The sequence below is a fragment of the Shewanella sp. A32 genome, assembly GCF_029167175.1.
GTDB classification, from domain to species: Bacteria; Pseudomonadota; Gammaproteobacteria; order Enterobacterales; family Shewanellaceae; genus Shewanella; species Shewanella yunxiaonensis.
The window spans coordinates 168,402-185,555 of sequence record NZ_JARFTS010000006.1 but is presented as its reverse complement, the minus strand read 5'-3'; the positions used below and the strand labels follow the sequence as shown (position 1 = coordinate 185,555).

The window sequence follows — 17,154 nt, the reverse complement described above, 5'->3', positions numbered from 1 at the left end:
GGAATTGGTAGACACGCCAGCTTCAGGTGCTGGTGCCCTTACGGGCGTGGAAGTTCAAGTCTTCTCACCTGTACCAACTACGCAAACTAAGTTATTCTGATATTTCACTCTGTGATGTGCAGGTGTGGTGGAATTGGTAGACACGCCAGCTTCAGGTGCTGGTGCCCTTACGGGCGTGGAAGTTCAAGTCTTCTCACCTGTACCAATTCAGAGTGAAACAAAAATATGTCGTGCAGGTGTGGTGGAATTGGTAGACACGCCAGCTTCAGGTGCTGGTGCCCTTACGGGCGTGGAAGTTCAAGTCTTCTCACCTGTACCAATTCAGAGTGAAACAAAAATATGTCGTGCAGGTGTGGTGGAATTGGTAGACACGCCAGCTTCAGGTGCTGGTGCCCTTACGGGCGTGGAAGTTCAAGTCTTCTCACCTGTACCAATATTTTATAAAGCCTCGTTTTTCGAGGTTTTTTTGTGCCTAAAATTCACCTTCTGCAAACATCGACTGCGATTGGCAGCGTAACACGCTGAAATTTCCCTCCAATTACTCACGGGCTTACTTTTCCAGACTATCGCGTTGGCACTTACCAACTAAATCATAGGGCGTGCCAAAGCGCGCAAGTAAGTGCAATAGGCAACACATTGGCATCGCCGTCTCCCAAATAGATGACATGCTCCCATAGGATCAAAGTGAAAATTTGAGACCCATTCATGCTGGTGAATTGCTTTTTTCCTGAGAAAGCCTTTCGCTACTCTGGCTCCTATCTACTGCCAGAAGATGTTCCATAGCAATTTTTATCACCAACCGTCTGAAACCGCCCGTTTATGAGTGATACCTTAGCCCTCACAAACCAGACAATGACAGCATTTATCAGTTACCCAATAAGCCAATATTTCATGTCACAAACAAATACGGCTTGGTTATGAAGCGGATACCGCACAACACACACGTCCTTTTAGGTGTTAAGTCCGTTGGCCTTAAACGCCACGTTTACCAGCATCAGGTCGCGCCTTTCTTCACTCGCAAGTAATTCCACAACAATGATGTGGCTAATAGAAGGCAAATAATCTGCTTGGATAGCGATGTTTATTTAAAATTGACTACACTTTTGTTGTTTTGACTGTTTTTGATCTTTTACTCGAAAAATTCACACCAACATTCAAACCTTTTGCTCAGCTATCGCTGTCATATAGGTAACTTTTAACAATAACTCACCAAGGAAGTGCCGTGGAGGCGATAGGCGACGAGGAGCAGACACCAGTTTCCGGCACGGATGTGACAGAAATGCAGTTGATCCAGCGGGCCAGGCGAGGTGACAAAAACGCCTTTGCTGAGATCTACCGCCTGCATCACAAACGCGTTTATGCCCTGTGTCTGCGATTAGCGGGACAGACTTCGCTCGCTGAAGAAATGACTCAGGACTGCTTTATACGGGTATGGGAAAAACTTGACCAATTTCGCGGTGACAGCAAATTCAGCACTTGGCTTCATAGTCTGAGCGTCAATCAAGCGTTAACCAGCCTCAAGAAGCACCGCCGGTTCTGGGCCAGATTTCTACCGTTATCAGACCATGACGTAGACACCATTGGCAGTGTTTCAGATATTCAGGATTCGTCTTTATTGGATAAAAAAATCATGCAGTTACCTGAACGGGCTAGAATCGTCTTTGTATTGTTTGCTATCGAAGGGTACAGCCACACCGAAATTGCCTCAATGATGCATACCACCGAAGGCACCAGTAAGGCGCAGTACCATAGAGCGAAAACCTTACTTAAGGAGATGTTGTCATGAGCCAGCAGTCATTTGATGAACTGATTGAACAGCTCCCCAGAGAACTCACGCCAAAGAAAGATTTGTGGCCAGAGATAGCGCACCAACTAGAGCAAGCGCCTTCTCATCGCGCCATGAGCACCAGTGCCTGGAAGCAATTTGCAATCGCTTGTGGCTTGCTGCTACTCGGTGGCTTTGGTTATCGGCTGTGGTTGCCGCAGCAGGAAAGCCCTAATGATGCCCAAATGCTGGCGATGATGGCGCAGTTGCGCCAGCAACATGAACAACAAGTCACGTTCATTGAACAGCACAGTCATTTCAACCAATGGCAACATGCCAGTCTCACGGCTCCATTGAGCCGGGGTGTCGACGAACTACGGGCAGCATCTGCGCAGATTTATTTGGCATTACAAAAAGACCCTAAAGATCAACAGTTATGGCAGCTATGGATCTGGTCTCAACAGCGGGAGATTGACCTGCTGACGCAAGGACAACAACTGCCTGAAAGAATTTATGCTGAGAAAAAAGGAACTCGTATATGAAACAGTCTTACTTAGCCATGACACTGCTCACTTGGGCAGTTCTGACCAGCCCTTGGTCAATTGCCGCTGAGCAAGTCGATAAAAGTGCGCAACTAGCCGCTGGCAGCAAACTGGATATTCGTGTGCAGCGCGGTGAAGTCAAAATCCATGGCTGGGACAAGGCCGAAGTTGCGGTTAAGGGAACATTAGATGAATTAAGCCAGGGACTGACATTTTCCCAGGAGGGTGGCAGCTTTGTGATAGAAGATAAACTACCGCATAACTACTCCAGCCATGAAGAAAAAGGCTCAGATCTTGATATCTACCTGCCAACAAAGGTCGTGGTTAAAGTCAAAGGCGTTTCCGCTAATTATGAGCTGGATGCCATTAACGGCGAAATTACTACAGGTAACATTAGTGGTGATATTAACAGCAAGGCGGTTCAAGGCGAGCTCACCATCAAAACTGTTTCGGGCAACATTACCGCCCGCAATACCAGTGGCAACATTCGACTGGAGACAGTTTCCGGCGATATCGACGATCAAGGTAGCAGCGGTAACATCAGTTATCGTTTAGTTAGCGGCGATCTGACAGCCGACACTTCAGCAACCAAAATTGCGGCTGATATGGTTTCCGGCTCGGCCAAACTGCAGCTCAAACACGTAGATAATCTTAACCTACGCAGTGTTAGCGGGGATATGGACGTTAACTTGGCATCACTGGATACCAAAGCACAATTAGACAGTGTAAATGCCAATATTAATTTGATATTCAGTGGTTTGCCAGATGCTGAATTCAACATCAATGGTGGCCCTGGTGGCAAAATCTATAATGAACTTACCGATGCCAAGCCGATAACCTCAAAATATATGCACAGTGAAGTACTGAAATTTCAGACAGGTTCGGGCAAAGCTGACGTCAATATCACCACCATTAGCGGCGACATCAACGTCAAGAAACTCTGATAGTTAGCGACTGACAGAGGTTATTTCTGCCTCTGTCAGTGCCCGCCATTCACCGAGTGCCAATGTCGGATCCAGTTCAATATCCCCAATGGCTTCACGATGTAACGCGGTAACTTTATTGCCAACCGCAGCAAACATGCGTTTTACCTGATGATATTTACCTTCACTAATCGTCAGCAGTACTGATGTTGGTGACAGTAACTCAAGTTGCGCCGGTCGAGTCAGCTCTCGCTCACCATGCAACTGTATGCCATTAGCAAATTGCGTCACCATCTCGGCAGTTACCGGCTCAGCCAATTCTACCCGATAACGCTTACCACAGGATTTCTTCGGTGATGTCACACAATGCGACCACTGACCATCGTCGGTGAGCAATACCAACCCGGTAGTATCGGCGTCTAATCGTCCGGCAATGTGCAAAATATCGACCCGAGGAATAGCTAACAGGCTCAACACCGATGGATAATATTCATCAATGGTTGAGCACAGGGTGTCCTGCGGCTTATTCAACATAAAATAACGTGTACCCGGCAACATAATTGTTACGCCATCCAGAGCCACCGTCATATTATCCGCCACTTTACAGCTTGGGTCTTTCACCACTTCCGCATCGACGGTGACATCACCACGATGTAACGCCTTTTTGGCCAGAGACCGGGTCAGACCGGTGGCATCACAAATGTATTTATCGAGCCGCACTTCGACAATCCTTTACGCTGCAAATAACCTATCGACAACTATTATCGGCGATCAACTGCATTCCACCAAGAGATATCAAGACAGAGCCGTTAGCCTTATCAACACCGCGACTGTAAATTTTGCTTACACATCATCAAGGCTTAACCTCACGCTCAAACTTGAGTGAAGATGTAAACACGCTTTAACATAATCCGTTAAGCTGCCACCGATACTTATAGGTTGGTCGCAGTCATCATAGTGTCGGCATACCGGCACGGCATAAAGCACTCCATTGAGTGAACGCGAAAGGAACCTGTATGAAAAAAGTAATCATTGGCGGTCTGTGTGCCACCATGCTCGCCGGGCTGACCGCTTGTAATAACAAGGATGCAGAAACAAAAGCCGCAGAACCCGCCACCCCCAAAGCCACTCAGACGGCGACAGCAACCGCAGTAGCAAACGCACTGGGCTCCGGAATTGATTTTGCCAATTTCGATAAATCAGTGCGGCCGCAGGATGATTTCTACAGTTACATTAACGGGACCTGGATTAAGAACACCCAAATTCCGGCTGACCGCACCGCGACAGGGGCCTTCTACGATCTGCGTGAAAAATCCCGTGATGATATCAAAGCCATTATTGAAGAAGTGGCGGCTCAGAAAGATCTGAAAGCTGGCAGCGATGAACAAAAAGTGGCAGATCTGTACCGTTCATTTATGGATACGCAAACCTTGGATAAATTGGGCATCGACCCGCTGAAACCAGAGTTGGCGAAAATTGATGCGATCAGCAACAAAGATCAGTTGATGACCTATTTTGGTAGCAGCCAGATTATTGGTGGTGGCACCCCAATGGCCTTTTATGTGGATATTGATGCGAAAGACTCCAGCCATTACGCCACGCACATCTGGCAATATGGCCTGAGCCTCCCCGAAAAAGATTACTACTTCAACGATGCCGAACGCTTTGTCAAAATCCGCGAAGCCTTCGTTGAACACATGCGCAAGATGTTCAAACTGGCGGGCTTTGATAAACCACGAAAAAGTGCCGAAGCCATTATGAAACTGGAAACCGCGATTGCGAAAGATCACTGGGATGTGGTGGCCAGTCGTGACAGCACTAAAACCTATAACAAATATGCCCTAAAGGATCTGCCACAATTGGCTCCTGGTGTTGACTGGAATGCCTATCTGACTGCTCTTGGTGCCGATAAACAGGCAGACATCATTATCAACCAGCCCAGCTATGTCACCGGACTGGCGAAACTCATCACCGACACGGATCTTGCCACCTGGAAAACCTACCTGCGCTGGCATCTGCTGACAAGTTACGCCGGCGATCTGGGAGAGTCCTTCGATAACGAAAACTTTGATTTCTACTCCCACATTCTCAACGGCCAGGAAGAACAGCAGCCGCGTTGGAAGCGTGGCGTGAGCAAGGTGAACAGCTTGCTGGGCGAAGTGGTGGGCAAAGTCTACGTCAAACGCCACTTTACTCCGGAAGCCAAAGCCAGAATGGAGCAACTGGTTGAGAATCTGCGTCAAGCATATTCAGACAGCATTGATGACTTGGACTGGATGAGCCCAGAAACCAAAACAGCGGCCAAAGCCAAACTGGCGAAATTCAATCCGAAAATTGGTTATCCGAATAAATGGGAAGACTATAGCCAGCTGACTATTAGCGCCAACGATCTGGTCGGTAACGAAATGCGCGCCGGCGAAGTTGAACATCAAAAAGACCTGAAGAAACTCAGCAGTCCGATTGATCGTGATGAATGGCACATGACGCCTCAAACCGTTAACGCCTATTACAATCCGACCATGAATGAAATCGTATTCCCAGCAGCGATTCTGCAACCACCGTTCTTCAATATGCAGGCTGACGATGCGGTGAACTATGGTGGTATCGGTGCGGTAATTGGTCATGAAATGGGCCATGGTTTTGATGATCAGGGTGCTAAGTTTGACGGTGATGGCAATTTGCGCGACTGGTGGACACAGAAAGATCTGGATGCCTTCCATGCTAAAACCAAAGCCTTGGTTGACCAGTACAATGGTTACTATGTCTTCCCAGATCTGCACGTCAATGGCGAGCTGACGCTCGGGGAAAATATCGGCGATCTGTCCGGCGTGACCATTGCTTACAAGGCATACCAAAAATCACTGCATGGAAACGCCGCACCGGTCATTGACGGTTTGAGCGGCGACCAGCGTTTCTTTATGGGATTTGCCCAGATCTGGCGAGCCAAAGTAAAAGAGGAAGCCCTGCGTAACCGGGTTGCCACTGACCCGCACGCACCCGCTAAATTCCGTGCCATCGGCTCATTGGAAAACATGCCGCAGTTCTACGCCACCTTTGACGTAAAACCTGGCGATGGTATGTACCTTGAACCTGCAAAACGCGTAAAAATCTGGTAACACCAGAAATGTCTACCTCAAAAGGGCACCGTGGGTGCCCTTTTTGTTGACGACACCTTGTGCCGGTCATTGGAGCGGCTATACTCTCGCAGCATTGCGACACCGTCTACGCCGCATCGGAGAATGCTCATGCATGATGTTATTGAACAGCTGCAACAAATGAATCAACCCGTGCCGGTCCCGCTGGACCTGCCTGAGTTTGACGATATCGTCGATGTCGAAGAACAGCTGTTACTCCCCTTACCTTCCGATTTAAAAGAATATCTGTTGGAAGCCAGTAACGTGGTGGTAGGAAGTCTGGAACCGGTGACCGCTGCGGATCCCAATTCTCATACTTACCTGCCTGAAGTCGCAGCATATGCCTGGTCTATTGGTTTACCTCGTTATATGGTACCAATCTGCCAGGTGGGTGACAGTTTTTACTGTATGGATCAGGAAGGGCTGGTGTATTTCTGGGAAGATGGACACCTGGATCAGGACGATTACTGGGAAACCTTCTGGCAATGGACCGAAGAAATATGGTTGCAAAGCTAAACGTCATTTTCCTCTAACCCGTTAACCCAAAACTACGGAAACAGTTATGTCTGATTATGCACTTAACCCTACTGAATTTAAGGCGTTACGTTGGTCATTAGGGCTAAATGAAGACCTCACAGCACAGCTATTGAAAGTCTCGACTAATGAACTTAATGCCTGGGAAACAGGAAGTCAGCCAATTCCGCCACTGGCGCAAAAGCAGTTACTGGATATTGACGATATTATTGAGATGCAGGTTCTTAACACCTGTGACGGCATTGAAGCGATGTTTAAAAAAGAGCCCAAACGTCGGTTGGCGTTTGTGGTCTATCCTTCGCAAGCCCTATATACCCAGTACAATCCAGAATTTATCAGCCTGTTACCACTGGCAGAACTTTATACCACTGCCGCCTGGCGCATTAAGAAAGAGTGTAAGCTGGTGCTTGAGGTCGATATCTCATTGGTACCTTTAGATGTCGAAGCCTATAAAGCCTATCGTGAGCAAAGCGGTATGGGCGAAAGCCGTGAAAACCGGGCTAAGTGGGCGGCAAGCCAACTAGCTTAAGTCAAGTCACGGTCTTAAAAGATCGGCCGCATTGTGCGGCCTTTTTTATTTCTGCGGTTCCATGCACGCATATTTTTGCCAGCCGTTGTTATCCAACAATAGACAACACCTTAGTTTTGAAACTAAAAATCACACATCGAATGCAGCAAAACCTAACAAAGATCACATTTCGTGCTACCCTATATCGACTTGGATCACATAATTCCAGTTAATCAAACAAGACGCCAATCGAAGGTTCGCTATGGATGATAAAAAACGCCCGCTGTATATGCCATTTGCTGGTCCTGCACTTCTTGAAGCTCCACTCATTAACAAAGGCAGTGCCTTCACCGAAGAAGAACGTATGTTCTTCAATCTGGATGGACTGCTACCCTATTACATCGAAACCATTGAGGAACAGGCCTCTCGCGCCTACGATCAGTTCCGCAGTTTCAATAACGATCTGGATAAGCACATTTATCTGCGCAACATCCAAGATACCAACGAAACCCTGTTCTACCGTCTGGTAAAAAATCACATCAGTGAAATGATGCCGATTATCTACACCCCGACGGTTGGTCTGGCTTGCGAGCGCTTTTCAAAAAACTGGCGCCGTAACCGGGGACTATTTTTATCTTACCCCTACAAAGACCGCATCGATGACATCCTCAACAACTCCACTCGCCATAAAGTTAAAGTGATCGTGATGACTGACGGTGAACGGATCCTGGGTCTTGGGGACCAGGGGATTGGAGGTATGGGGATACCCATCGGTAAATTGTCTCTGTATACCAGTTGTGGTGGTATTAGTCCTGCCTATACGCTGCCAATTACGTTGGACGTTGGAACGGATAACCCACATCTGCTGGAAGATCCCATGTATATGGGCTGGCGCCATAAACGTATCGGCGGCGATGAATACTACGAATTTATCGAAGCCGTTATGCAGGCAATCCACCGACGCTGGCCTGAAGCCCTTATTCAGTTTGAGGATTTTGCCCAGAAAAACGCAATGCCAATTCTGGAACGTTATAAAGACAAATATTGCTGTTTTAATGACGACATTCAGGGCACTGCCGCGGTTACTGTTGGCTCACTGTTGGCAGCCTGCAAAGCAGCACACAGCAAGCTGAGTGAACAGCGCGTAGCATTCCTTGGTGCTGGTAGCGCTGGCTGTGGCATTGCTGAGGCGATTGTGGCGCAGATGGTGGCTGAAGGCATCAGCGATGAACAGGCTCGTCGCCAAGTATTTATGGTCGACCGTTGGGGTCTGCTGCAAGACAATATGCCGAACTTACTGTCATTCCAGCAGAAACTGGCACAGAAACGTAACGATATTGAGCACTGGCAAAACTTCTGCGACAACATTTCATTGTTGGATGTGGTTAACAATGCCAAACCGACCGTGCTGGTTGGTGTTTCCGGTGCGCCGGGGCTGTTTACTGAAGAGATTATCCGCGCCATGCATAGCCATTGTCCGCGCCCAATTGTCTTCCCGCTGTCCAACCCCACCAGTCGCGTTGAAGCCACACCGAAAGATATTCTGCATTGGACATCAGGACAGGCGCTGGTTGCCACTGGCAGTCCGTTTGAACCCGTAGTGATTGAAGGGCAAACTTATGAGATTGCGCAGTGTAACAACAGCTATATCTTCCCAGGTATCGGCTTAGGGGTATTAGCCACAGGGGCAAATCGTGTCACTGATGAAATGCTGATGGTATCCAGCCAGGCACTGGCCGAATGTTCACCACTGGCGATTAATGGGGAAGGATCGCTCTTGCCTAAATTGGAAGAAATCCATAACGTCAGTCGCCATATTGCCTTTGCGGTTGGCAAGGTTGCCATTGAACAAGGGCACGCCTTACCGACGACGGATGAATTGTTACTCCAGTCGATTGATAACAATTTCTGGTATCCGGAATATCGTCGTTATCGCCGCACATCGTTCTAATATTGCCGACACAGTTACGGCAGAAAATTATCGCCATCTGGCGCTGGGTTTCTGCCGTTTTTTATTGTTAACGCCTTGCTTTTTAAATATTCCTAGATTCATCTAACTTATTTTTCATCTCCCCTAATGATTGTAATTGTTAAAAAATAGTCATTTCATGGTGTTATAAATCTCTCTTCTTCTCCCGACTTTCATTAATTGTTTGCCATAAAGAAAAACAAATATATTTTTTATATAAATTATTGTTTTTAAATAGCTTTAAAGAAAACGATACAGTTATAAATTGCATTTTAAATGTTAATAGTTAGATAAATAATTTTGCAATATTTTTACAATATATCCTTGTTAGAGTTAGCGTTCGTCAATAACATGATGAATTGCTTAAGTAAGCAAACAGAATAAGGAACAAGGATGAAACTCAACTCGTCAATTTCGGCCATCGCCATGTCTTTGGCAGGCCTTTGCACGGTCGCGGCACACGCGGAAGTACCCACGCTGTTTATCTCAGAATATCTTGAAGGTGCCAGTAACAATAAAGCACTGGAACTCTATAACAACACCAGCAGCGGTATATTGCTGGATAATTACCGCATCGAAATTTATTTCAACGGCAGTACCTCAGCAGGCACCACCCTAAAATTGAGTGGTACGCTGGCCGCTGGAAAAACTTATGTTATCGCCAACTCATCCGCATCTTTTGCTGATACCGCAGATAAAACTTCTGGGGCACTGAGCTTTAACGGTAACGATGCGGTCGTCCTGAAAAATGGTGACACCATTCTTGATAGTCTTGGCCAAATTGGCAGTAGTGCTTACTGGTCGAATGCCAGTGGTACGGTAGTGACTCAAGATATGGACCTGCGCCGTTCGTCCACGGTTACCGATATTGACCCAACTTGCGCCGTTCGTCCACGGTTACCGATATTGACCCAACTGATGTATTCGATCCCGGTGCACAATGGACTGCCTATGGAAAAGATGATTTTTCCGATCTCGGTATTTATGGTGCGGATGATGGCAGTAATGGTGGCGACGATGGCAGCACGCCGATAGCAGCAGTCAGCTGTGATGACCCGACAGTGACCATCGGCAGTGTTCAAGGGTCAGGCCAGACAACTCCACGAGAAGGCCAACAGGTTGAAGTGGCTGGCGTGGTTACTGCGGTATTCCCCGGTTTGAGCGGATTCTACATGCAGGATAGCGGTGATGCGGATGATACAACCTCAGATGGGATCTTTATCTACGCCGGTTCGGCATCAGTAGACAGTGTTGTCGTTGGTGATGTTTACGTAGTCAAAGGTTACGCTGCTGAATATTACGATAATACACAGCTGAAGAGCCCACAATGGCAGCAATGTCACACTGGCACCATGCCAACGGCCGTTAACGTCACGCTGCCTGTCAGTGACCTGTCAACGTTAGAAGCGCTTGAAGGCATGTTAGTGCATTTCGACACCTTGACTATCAATGACGTCAATGACCTGGTCAACTATGGTGAAATGACACTGAGTAATGGTCGTCGGATGACGCCCACTCAAGTTGCAAAATCCGGCGCCGCAGCAGCTGCGGTTTATGATGAAAATAACCGTAACGCCGTGGTGTTAGATGAAGGCGCAACCGGCAAGATCAGTGGCACTACCCCGCCGTATCCCTATCCAGGTTTCTCATCCAGTAATTACCTGCGCGTTGGCGATACAGTCAGCAACATCACCGGGCCACTGTATTATTCATTCAATCAGTACCATGTATCGCCCATTAGCCCGGTGACATTTAATGCCAGTGAGAACCTGCGTAGTGATTACCCAACCTTGGCTGCTGAAGGGAACTTACGTGTGGCTTCCTTCAACGTGCTCAACTTTTTCAATGGTGATGGCGATGGTGCGGGCTTTCCCACTGCTCGCGGCGCTTATACCTACGATGCATTCGTCAAACAAAAGGCGAAAATCGTTGCCGCATTAACCAATATGCAGGCTGATGTTATCGGCTTGCTGGAAATTGAAAATGATGGTTATGCGGAAAAATCCGCCATTGCCGAACTTACCGAAGCCTTATCAGAAGCCAGCGGCCAAACCTGGGCATACGTCAATCCAGGTGTAGACCAATTGGGAACCGATGTAATCACCAGCGCCTTTATCTATCGTCCAGATGTGGTCACGCCTGTAGGTACTGCCAAATATTTGGATAAAACCAACTCTATTGTAGATGAAGACGGCGTACCAATGTTTAACAGTGACAAGATGCGCCCGTCACTGGCGCAAACCTTTACAGTTAATGACAACAAAGCCGTGCTAACAACCGTCATTAACCATCTGCGTTCCAAAGGTGGCAGCTGTGGCACAGGTGACGATGACAATAGCCTCGGAGGTTCAGGAGCCTGTAACGGTACACGTACCAGAGCCACCACAGCATTGGCGCAATGGCTTAGCGATAACTTTGCCGAACAGCCAATTCTGCTGATGGGTGACTTCAACGCCTACGCCAAAGAAGATCCGATCCTGACACTGGAAGATGCCGGCTATAGTCGCGTCGACGATATTGTTGGTAATAGCGATAGCTACAGCTATGTGTACGATGGACAAAGCGGCCAACTCGACCATGCGCTAGTGAATGAAGATTTAGCTTGTGCGGTGGTAGCAGCAACGGAATGGCACATCAATGCAGATGAAACTTCATCGTTGGAGTATGACAGCAGCTATGCCGATGACAGTCTGTTCCGCTCTTCAGATCATGATCCGGTAGTTATGGCGCTGGATCTGCACAAGCTGCAAGGGGTGGGTCACTATCTGCGTGGTAATGAACACGGATATGGCTACGGTTATGGTCACCTGAAAGCAAAAGGTGAAGGTCACCACAAACACAACTGTGACTATTAAGCGTCTGACCGCGACAACTGAGTCATAACTTTTTGATGTAAAAAGCCCGTCAGTGACGGGCTTTTTCAACACTTAAGCCAACCCAATTACGTGTCGCATACTGTTCAACAGGCGTCGGTCTGTACGAGCCTTTTTAATTTTGCGTACACTTTCTCGCAACGCTTCTTTAGCGATCCGCGCGTAAATGCCGTTATACTCCTGTTCATCAATCGCCTTGTCACTATCGGCTTGCTCCGCTATCTGCTGACCAATCAAGCTCAGTTGCAACCAGGCGGATGCGATATAAAACCCATGAAAACTGGATTGTGGCAGTAGCTTGCTGGCACTGGCTGGCAGATTGGCCCAAGCTTCGGCAAACTGGGCATCACTGTCGGCCAACAGTTCTTCAAACAAACTGTCATAAGCTTCCTTTAAACCAGCAGGCAATTTAGCCATCGGCAATACAGTGGCGCAGATATTTACCGCTGCGGTGTGGGCCTGCTCCCGATAAAGCGCGTCAACTTGGCTCATAAAAACTCCAAAATGCAGAAAATGGGCGGCAGTATAGCACCCACAGCGAGACAAGGCAGCGTCTGACATTAGTCAGTCGCGCTGACTATTGTTATGATCGGACTTTCGGTTCACTCACTTGCGTTATGACAACAGTAAACCCGCCACCAAATGCTCAATGGTTAAGCCAACTCGCTCGGGATATTAAAGCCTGGGGCCAGGCACTGGGATTTGCCCAAGTGGGTATCAGCGATATTGATCTGACTGATGAAGAACCACGGCTGCAACAGTGGTTGGCACAAGGTTGTCATGGCGAAATGCAGTATATGGCACAGCATGGAATGATGCGTGCCAGACCTCAAGAATTGCATCCTGGCACTTTACGGGTGATCTCGGTGCGGATGGATTATCTACCGCCGAACGCTGGCTTTGCCAGCAATCTCAGTGATCCCAATCTGGCTTATATCTCCCGCTATGCAGGGGGCCGCGACTATCATAAGGTGCTGCGCAATCGCTTGAAAAAACTCGGCGAACAAATTGATGAAGCATTAAAACAGGCCGGATTAAGTGACAGTGGTTTTCGCCCTTTTGTTGATTCAGCACCACTACTGGAACGCCCATTGGCCGATAACGCTGGAATTGGCTGGACCGGCAAGCATTCACTGCTGTTAAACCATGATGCGGGCAGCTGGTTTTTCCTTGGTGAGCTATTGATTAATTTGCCATTACCGGTGGATATTCCGCTGACAGACGACTGCGGGAATTGTGTTGCCTGCATCACCAGTTGTCCGACCGGGGCCATTGTTGCCCCCTATACTGTAGATGCTCGTCGTTGTATCTCATATCTGACCATTGAACTGTCAGGTGCCATTCCGACACAACTCCGGCCATTAATCGGCAATCGCATTTACGGTTGCGATGACTGCCAGCTGGTGTGTCCAGTAAATCGTGAGGCCCCGCTGACTCAGGAAGCTGATTTCCACACCCGAGCAGCGCTGCAACAACCAACGTTACTAGCGTTATTTAATTGGGACGAAGCGACATTTCTGAAAAATACTGAAGGCAGTGCTATCCGCCGGATTGGCTATGAACGTTGGCAACGTAACCTTGCTGTTGCGTTAGGTAATGCCCCCGCCAGTGCCGAGATTCTACAAGCATTGCAGCAACGGCTAGGCATTGCCAACGAGCTGCTGGCGGAGCATATACAGTGGGCGCTTGAGCAACAGCAGTTAAAACTCACAGAAAGTGATACCACCATCCAACGAAAAACTGCCCGATTGATACGGGTGATCCGTAAGGGTCTACCACGGGATGCGTGAATCCGGCATGTTTAATTGTCAGCATCCAGCGTAAATCCCACTTTTATCGTCACCTGCCAATGTGCGATCAGTCCCGCTTCCAAATGCCCTCGGGTTTCCGTCACTTCAAACCAACGCAGATTGTGCAATGACTCGGCAGCTGCGGCGATGGCATTTTTGACAGCTTCATCGGAGCTGATGGGTGACGAGCCGGTGAGTTCAATGATCTTATAAACATGACTCATAACATTCTCCTGAGCAGAACAACCTGACCAACTTCTGACTTGAGTATAGTCACAAATAAACCGTGACAGCAGTTGTTAACTTTTTGTATATTTCTCAACAGGATAAATCTGTATGCAGGGAATATGCATGACACAGCAACACTCAGGACTCGGCATTAGTTCGTTTATTGTCAGTCTGGCAGCCGCCATCTTTATCTTCGCAACACTGATCATTGCCGGGAATCTCGCAAACTCCACCCCTGGCGGACTGTCTGAGGACAGCAATGAAGCGATGTTCATTGGCTTTGCCATTATCGGCTTAGTGTTGTTGTCGTTGATCGCTTTAGGACTCGGCATTGCTGGCCTGTTTCAGAAGGACCGGCTTAAAGTATTTCCCATTCTCGGCACCATATTTTCCAGTCTGACAATTTTGGGCACCGTAGCACTTATTTTACTGGGATTGTCGATGACCTAAACAAGGTCACCGACCGCCATTGCCATCAGCCGAGACGCCACCGAAGTTCCCGCGCCGCACTCACCATATTGCGTAACGCCGGTTCCACTTCGTCCCAACTCCGGGTTTTTAGGCCACAGTCCGGGTTGACCCAGAGTTGCCGCAACGGGATGCGCTTCGCCGCTTGCGCCATCAATGCCACTATCTCTTCAACCCCGGGAATATTTGGTGAATGAATATCGTACACACCGGGACCAATTTCGTTCGGATATTCATATACTTCAAACACATCCAGTAACGCCATATGGGAACGTGAGGTTTCGATAGTGATGACATCAGCGTCCAGCGCCGCAATCGCTGCAATGGTATCGTTGAATTCGCTGTAGCACATGTGAGTGTGGATCTGCGTGTCATCACGCGCCACTGAGGCACTGAGCCGGAATGCTGCGACGGCCCAACGCAGGTATTCCGTCCAATCACTTTGTTTAAGTGGCAACCCTTCGCGAAATGCAGGCTCATCAATCTGGATAATACTGATCCCGGCTTGCTGCAGATCAGCGACTTCATCACGAATGGCGAGCCCCAGCTGATAGGCGATAGTTTCCCGAGGTAAATCCTCCCGGACAAACGACCAATGTAGCAGCGTAACCGGGCCGGTCAGCATCCCTTTAACGGGCTTATCCGTAAGACTCTGGGCGTATTCAGCCCACGCCAGTGTCATCGGTGCAGGTCGACTCACATCGCCATAAATCAGTGGTGGTTTGACACAGCGGGAACCATAACTTTGTACCCAACCGTAACGTGTAAAACCAATGCCCTGAAGCTGTTCACCAAAATATTCCACCATGTCATTGCGTTCAGCTTCACCATGAACCAGCACATCCAGTCCCAATTTCAGTTGGCGCTCAATCGTGTCTTTGGTGATCTGTTGCAACAACCGGGTATAGTCTGCAGCAGGAAGCTCGCCGGAGCGCCAGCGATTGCGCAGCTGACGAATTGCCGCCGTTTGCGGGAAAGAACCAATCGTAGTTGTGGGCAATAAAGGCAAACGTAATCGTGCCTGTTGCAGTGGCTGGCGCTGACTAAAATCACGGTGACGATTGAAATCCTGTGCACCCAACGCTGCTAACCTTGCGGCAACGGCGGTATCGGCATCAGCCGCCTGCCTTGTCCGCCGCGCGCGACAGCGCTGAGTAATGACAGCGGCCACTTCGCTGTCTGGCTGCTGCAATAGCAGTTGTAATTCCCGCAGTTCGGTCAATTTCTGCCGGGCAAAGGCTAAGCGGGCTTTCAACGCAGCTGTCAGCTCAGTTTCTACCTCCAGATCTACCGGCGTGTGCAGCAACGAACAGGATGGCGCCAGCCACAAGCGCTCACCCAATTGCTGCGCGTATGGTGCCAGTGTTTGCGCTAACAGATCCAGATCGGCGGCCCAGACATTGCGACCATTGATGACGCCGGCAGACAGTATCTGCTCGCTGCGCAAAGCCGCGGCAAATGGTGCTAGCTGCTCCGGAGCACTCACCAGATCCAGATGCAATCCCGCCACGGGTAATGCCGAAATTAACTGCTGATGATGGGCAATGCTACCATAGTAACTGGCCAGCAACAGTTTTACCGGCGCCGTTTGCAACACCGCATACGCTTGCGCATATGCCTGTTGCCATAGAGGTGATAACTCCAGTGCCAGCGCAGGTTCATCCAATTGCACCCAACTGACACCCAGCTCGGCAAACTGAGTCAACAACTGCTGATAAGCCAGCAGCAACCGGGGCAGCAGTTGCAGCTTATCAAACGGCTCCCCCACAGTTTTGGCAAGATGCAGAAATGTTATCGGCCCGAGCAATACCGGTTTGACCTGATACCCCTGAGCCTGCGCTTCTTTCACTTCATCGAACCACTGTGACCAACAGAGACTAAACTGCTGTTCTGCCGTTAGTTCCGGCACCAGATAGTGGTAATTGGTGTTGAAATACTTGGTCATTTCTGCCGCGGCTGCCGCAGTCCCCGTTGGCGCCCGCCCTCTTGCCACCCGGAACAACGTGTCCAGATCGACCTCACCCTGACGGTGACGCGGCGGGATCACACCTAACGTTGCACTCAATGTCAGTACCTGATCGTAGTAAGCGAAATCACCTACGGGCAATAAATCAAGACCTGCCTCGGACTGCCACTGCCAGTGCGTACGTCGCAGCTCAGCGGCCTGCGCCAACAGCTGTGATTGGCTCAATTCGCCACGCCAGTACTGTTCCAGGGCAAATTTCAATTCGCGGCGACGGCCGATACGGGGAAACCCCAGATTATGTAATGTCATGCTCACACCTCACTCCGTTGGCTGGATAAATGACGCCTCGTTCAGCAATTCAATATAGGCGTCTAGACGTCTGGAAGTTTATTGTGATAGTCTCTGCCCAATCAAACGAAATGGCTTCAACACCAACATGAGCAGGATTCATCCG

15 protein-coding genes and 3 tRNA genes are annotated in these 17,154 nt (G+C 48.9%); 14 read left to right on the top strand and 4 right to left on the bottom strand.

Features of this window, described 5'->3' with window-relative positions; genetic code table 11:
• Nucleotides 1-118 precede the first annotated feature (118 nt).
• From PY479_RS07270 to PY479_RS07245, 6 genes are all read left to right on the top strand, one after another.
• Nucleotides 119-205: transfer RNA gene (locus tag PY479_RS07270), tRNA-Leu, on the top strand.
• 27 nt (nt 206-232) lie between these two features.
• Nucleotides 233-319 (top strand) — tRNA-Leu (locus PY479_RS07265).
• Between the two features lie 27 nt (nt 320-346).
• Nucleotides 347-433 (top strand) — tRNA-Leu (locus PY479_RS07260).
• A gap of 846 nt (nt 434-1,279) precedes the next feature.
• A complete protein-coding gene (locus PY479_RS07255; RefSeq protein ID WP_212596658.1) occupies nt 1,280-1,786 on the top strand; it encodes an RNA polymerase sigma factor in 507 nt (168 codons plus the stop codon).
• Complete coding sequence (locus PY479_RS07250; RefSeq protein WP_275483349.1) at nt 1,783-2,307, top strand: hypothetical protein; 525 nt, start codon at nt 1,783-1,785, stop codon at nt 2,305-2,307. The genes PY479_RS07255 and PY479_RS07250 overlap by 4 nt, the downstream gene beginning before the upstream one ends.
• The gene (locus tag PY479_RS07245; protein ID WP_275483347.1) at nt 2,304-3,251 is read left to right on the top strand and encodes a DUF4097 family beta strand repeat-containing protein; all 948 of its coding nucleotides are present in this window, start codon (nt 2,304-2,306) and stop codon (nt 3,249-3,251) included. The genes PY479_RS07250 and PY479_RS07245 overlap by 4 nt, the downstream gene beginning before the upstream one ends.
• A 3-nt stretch (nt 3,252-3,254) precedes the next feature.
• Here PY479_RS07245 and rsuA read toward each other — a convergent pair whose 3' ends face one another.
• The gene (gene rsuA / locus PY479_RS07240) at nt 3,255-3,950 is read right to left on the bottom strand and encodes a 16S rRNA pseudouridine(516) synthase RsuA (RefSeq protein ID WP_275483346.1); all 696 of its coding nucleotides are present in this window, start codon (nt 3,948-3,950) and stop codon (nt 3,255-3,257) included.
• Nucleotides 3,951-4,246: 296 nt separating this feature from the next.
• Here rsuA and PY479_RS07235 point away from each other — a divergent pair, with 296 nt between their 5' ends.
• The 6 genes from PY479_RS07235 to PY479_RS07210 all read left to right on the top strand — a co-directional run bounded on the left by PY479_RS07235 (nt 4,247) and on the right by PY479_RS07210 (nt 12,230).
• A complete protein-coding gene (locus tag PY479_RS07235) occupies nt 4,247-6,346 on the top strand; it encodes a M13-type metalloendopeptidase (RefSeq protein WP_275483345.1) in 2,100 nt (699 codons plus the stop codon).
• A 129-nt stretch (nt 6,347-6,475) separates the two neighbouring features.
• Nucleotides 6,476-6,880, top strand: a complete 405-nt coding sequence (locus PY479_RS07230; RefSeq protein ID WP_212594178.1) for an SMI1/KNR4 family protein — start codon at nt 6,476-6,478, stop codon at nt 6,878-6,880.
• Nucleotides 6,881-6,926: 46 nt separating this feature from the next.
• Nucleotides 6,927-7,427 carry a DUF4447 family protein gene (locus PY479_RS07225; protein WP_275483344.1) on the top strand — a complete coding sequence of 167 codons (501 nt, stop codon included), beginning with the start codon at nt 6,927-6,929 and terminating at the stop codon, nt 7,425-7,427.
• Between the two features lie 241 nt (nt 7,428-7,668).
• Nucleotides 7,669-9,357, top strand: coding sequence for an NAD-dependent malic enzyme (locus tag PY479_RS07220; RefSeq protein ID WP_212594180.1), 1,689 nt, complete (start codon nt 7,669-7,671; stop codon nt 9,355-9,357).
• Nucleotides 9,358-9,768: 411 nt separating this feature from the next.
• On the top strand, nt 9,769-10,410 hold the full coding sequence (locus tag PY479_RS07215; protein WP_275483343.1) for a lamin tail domain-containing protein: 642 nt from the start codon (nt 9,769-9,771) through the stop codon (nt 10,408-10,410).
• Between the two features lie 26 nt (nt 10,411-10,436).
• Complete coding sequence (locus PY479_RS07210) at nt 10,437-12,230, top strand: ExeM/NucH family extracellular endonuclease (RefSeq protein WP_343377249.1); 1,794 nt, start codon at nt 10,437-10,439, stop codon at nt 12,228-12,230.
• 72 nt (nt 12,231-12,302) lie between these two features.
• Here the strand turns inward: PY479_RS07210 and PY479_RS07205 are convergent, their stop codons facing one another.
• Nucleotides 12,303-12,740, bottom strand: coding sequence for a DUF3069 domain-containing protein (locus PY479_RS07205; RefSeq protein WP_275483342.1), 438 nt, complete (start codon nt 12,738-12,740; stop codon nt 12,303-12,305).
• 125 nt (nt 12,741-12,865) lie between these two features.
• Here PY479_RS07205 and queG point away from each other — a divergent pair, with 125 nt between their 5' ends.
• Nucleotides 12,866-14,038, top strand: a complete 1,173-nt coding sequence (gene queG / locus PY479_RS07200; protein WP_275483341.1) for a tRNA epoxyqueuosine(34) reductase QueG — start codon at nt 12,866-12,868, stop codon at nt 14,036-14,038.
• Nucleotides 14,039-14,049: 11 nt separating this feature from the next.
• Here the strand turns inward: queG and PY479_RS07195 are convergent, their stop codons facing one another.
• Nucleotides 14,050-14,262 carry a dodecin gene (locus tag PY479_RS07195; RefSeq protein ID WP_212594184.1) on the bottom strand — a complete coding sequence of 71 codons (213 nt, stop codon included), beginning with the start codon at nt 14,260-14,262 and terminating at the stop codon, nt 14,050-14,052.
• Between the two features lie 127 nt (nt 14,263-14,389).
• Between PY479_RS07195 and PY479_RS07190 the strand changes: the two genes are divergently transcribed.
• Nucleotides 14,390-14,716 (top strand): hypothetical protein, encoded by a 327-nt coding sequence (locus PY479_RS07190; protein WP_212594185.1) that lies wholly within the window; start codon nt 14,390-14,392, stop codon nt 14,714-14,716.
• A gap of 25 nt (nt 14,717-14,741) precedes the next feature.
• On the opposite strand, the gene metE is transcribed toward PY479_RS07190, so the two are convergent.
• Nucleotides 14,742-17,009 (bottom strand): 5-methyltetrahydropteroyltriglutamate--homocysteine S-methyltransferase, encoded by a 2,268-nt coding sequence (gene metE, locus PY479_RS07185; protein ID WP_275483340.1) that lies wholly within the window; start codon nt 17,007-17,009, stop codon nt 14,742-14,744.
• Between the last annotated feature and the right edge of the window lie 145 nt (nt 17,010-17,154).

Bases quoted from the DNA above. Each gene is read 5' to 3' on its own strand.
- PY479_RS07220 (WP_212594180.1), top strand. From the start codon at position 7,669: ATGGATGATAAAAAACGCCCGCTGTATATGCCATTTGCTGGTCCTGCA.
- PY479_RS07225 (WP_275483344.1), top strand. From the start codon at position 6,927: ATGTCTGATTATGCACTTAACCCTACTGAATTTAAGGCGTTACGTTGG.
- PY479_RS07255 (WP_212596658.1), top strand. From the start codon at position 1,280: ATGCAGTTGATCCAGCGGGCCAGGCGAGGTGACAAAAACGCCTTTGCT.
- PY479_RS07215 (WP_275483343.1), top strand. From the start codon at position 9,769: ATGAAACTCAACTCGTCAATTTCGGCCATCGCCATGTCTTTGGCAGGC.
- PY479_RS07190 (WP_212594185.1), top strand. From the start codon at position 14,390: ATGACACAGCAACACTCAGGACTCGGCATTAGTTCGTTTATTGTCAGT.
- PY479_RS07230 (WP_212594178.1), top strand. From the start codon at position 6,476: ATGCATGATGTTATTGAACAGCTGCAACAAATGAATCAACCCGTGCCG.
- PY479_RS07195 (WP_212594184.1), bottom strand. From the start codon at position 14,262: ATGAGTCATGTTTATAAGATCATTGAACTCACCGGCTCGTCACCCATC.
- PY479_RS07245 (WP_275483347.1), top strand. From the start codon at position 2,304: ATGAAACAGTCTTACTTAGCCATGACACTGCTCACTTGGGCAGTTCTG.
- metE (WP_275483340.1), bottom strand. From the start codon at position 17,009: ATGACATTACATAATCTGGGGTTTCCCCGTATCGGCCGTCGCCGCGAA.
- PY479_RS07205 (WP_275483342.1), bottom strand. From the start codon at position 12,740: ATGAGCCAAGTTGACGCGCTTTATCGGGAGCAGGCCCACACCGCAGCG.
- PY479_RS07250 (WP_275483349.1), top strand. From the start codon at position 1,783: ATGAGCCAGCAGTCATTTGATGAACTGATTGAACAGCTCCCCAGAGAA.
- queG (WP_275483341.1), top strand. From the start codon at position 12,866: ATGACAACAGTAAACCCGCCACCAAATGCTCAATGGTTAAGCCAACTC.
- PY479_RS07235 (WP_275483345.1), top strand. From the start codon at position 4,247: ATGAAAAAAGTAATCATTGGCGGTCTGTGTGCCACCATGCTCGCCGGG.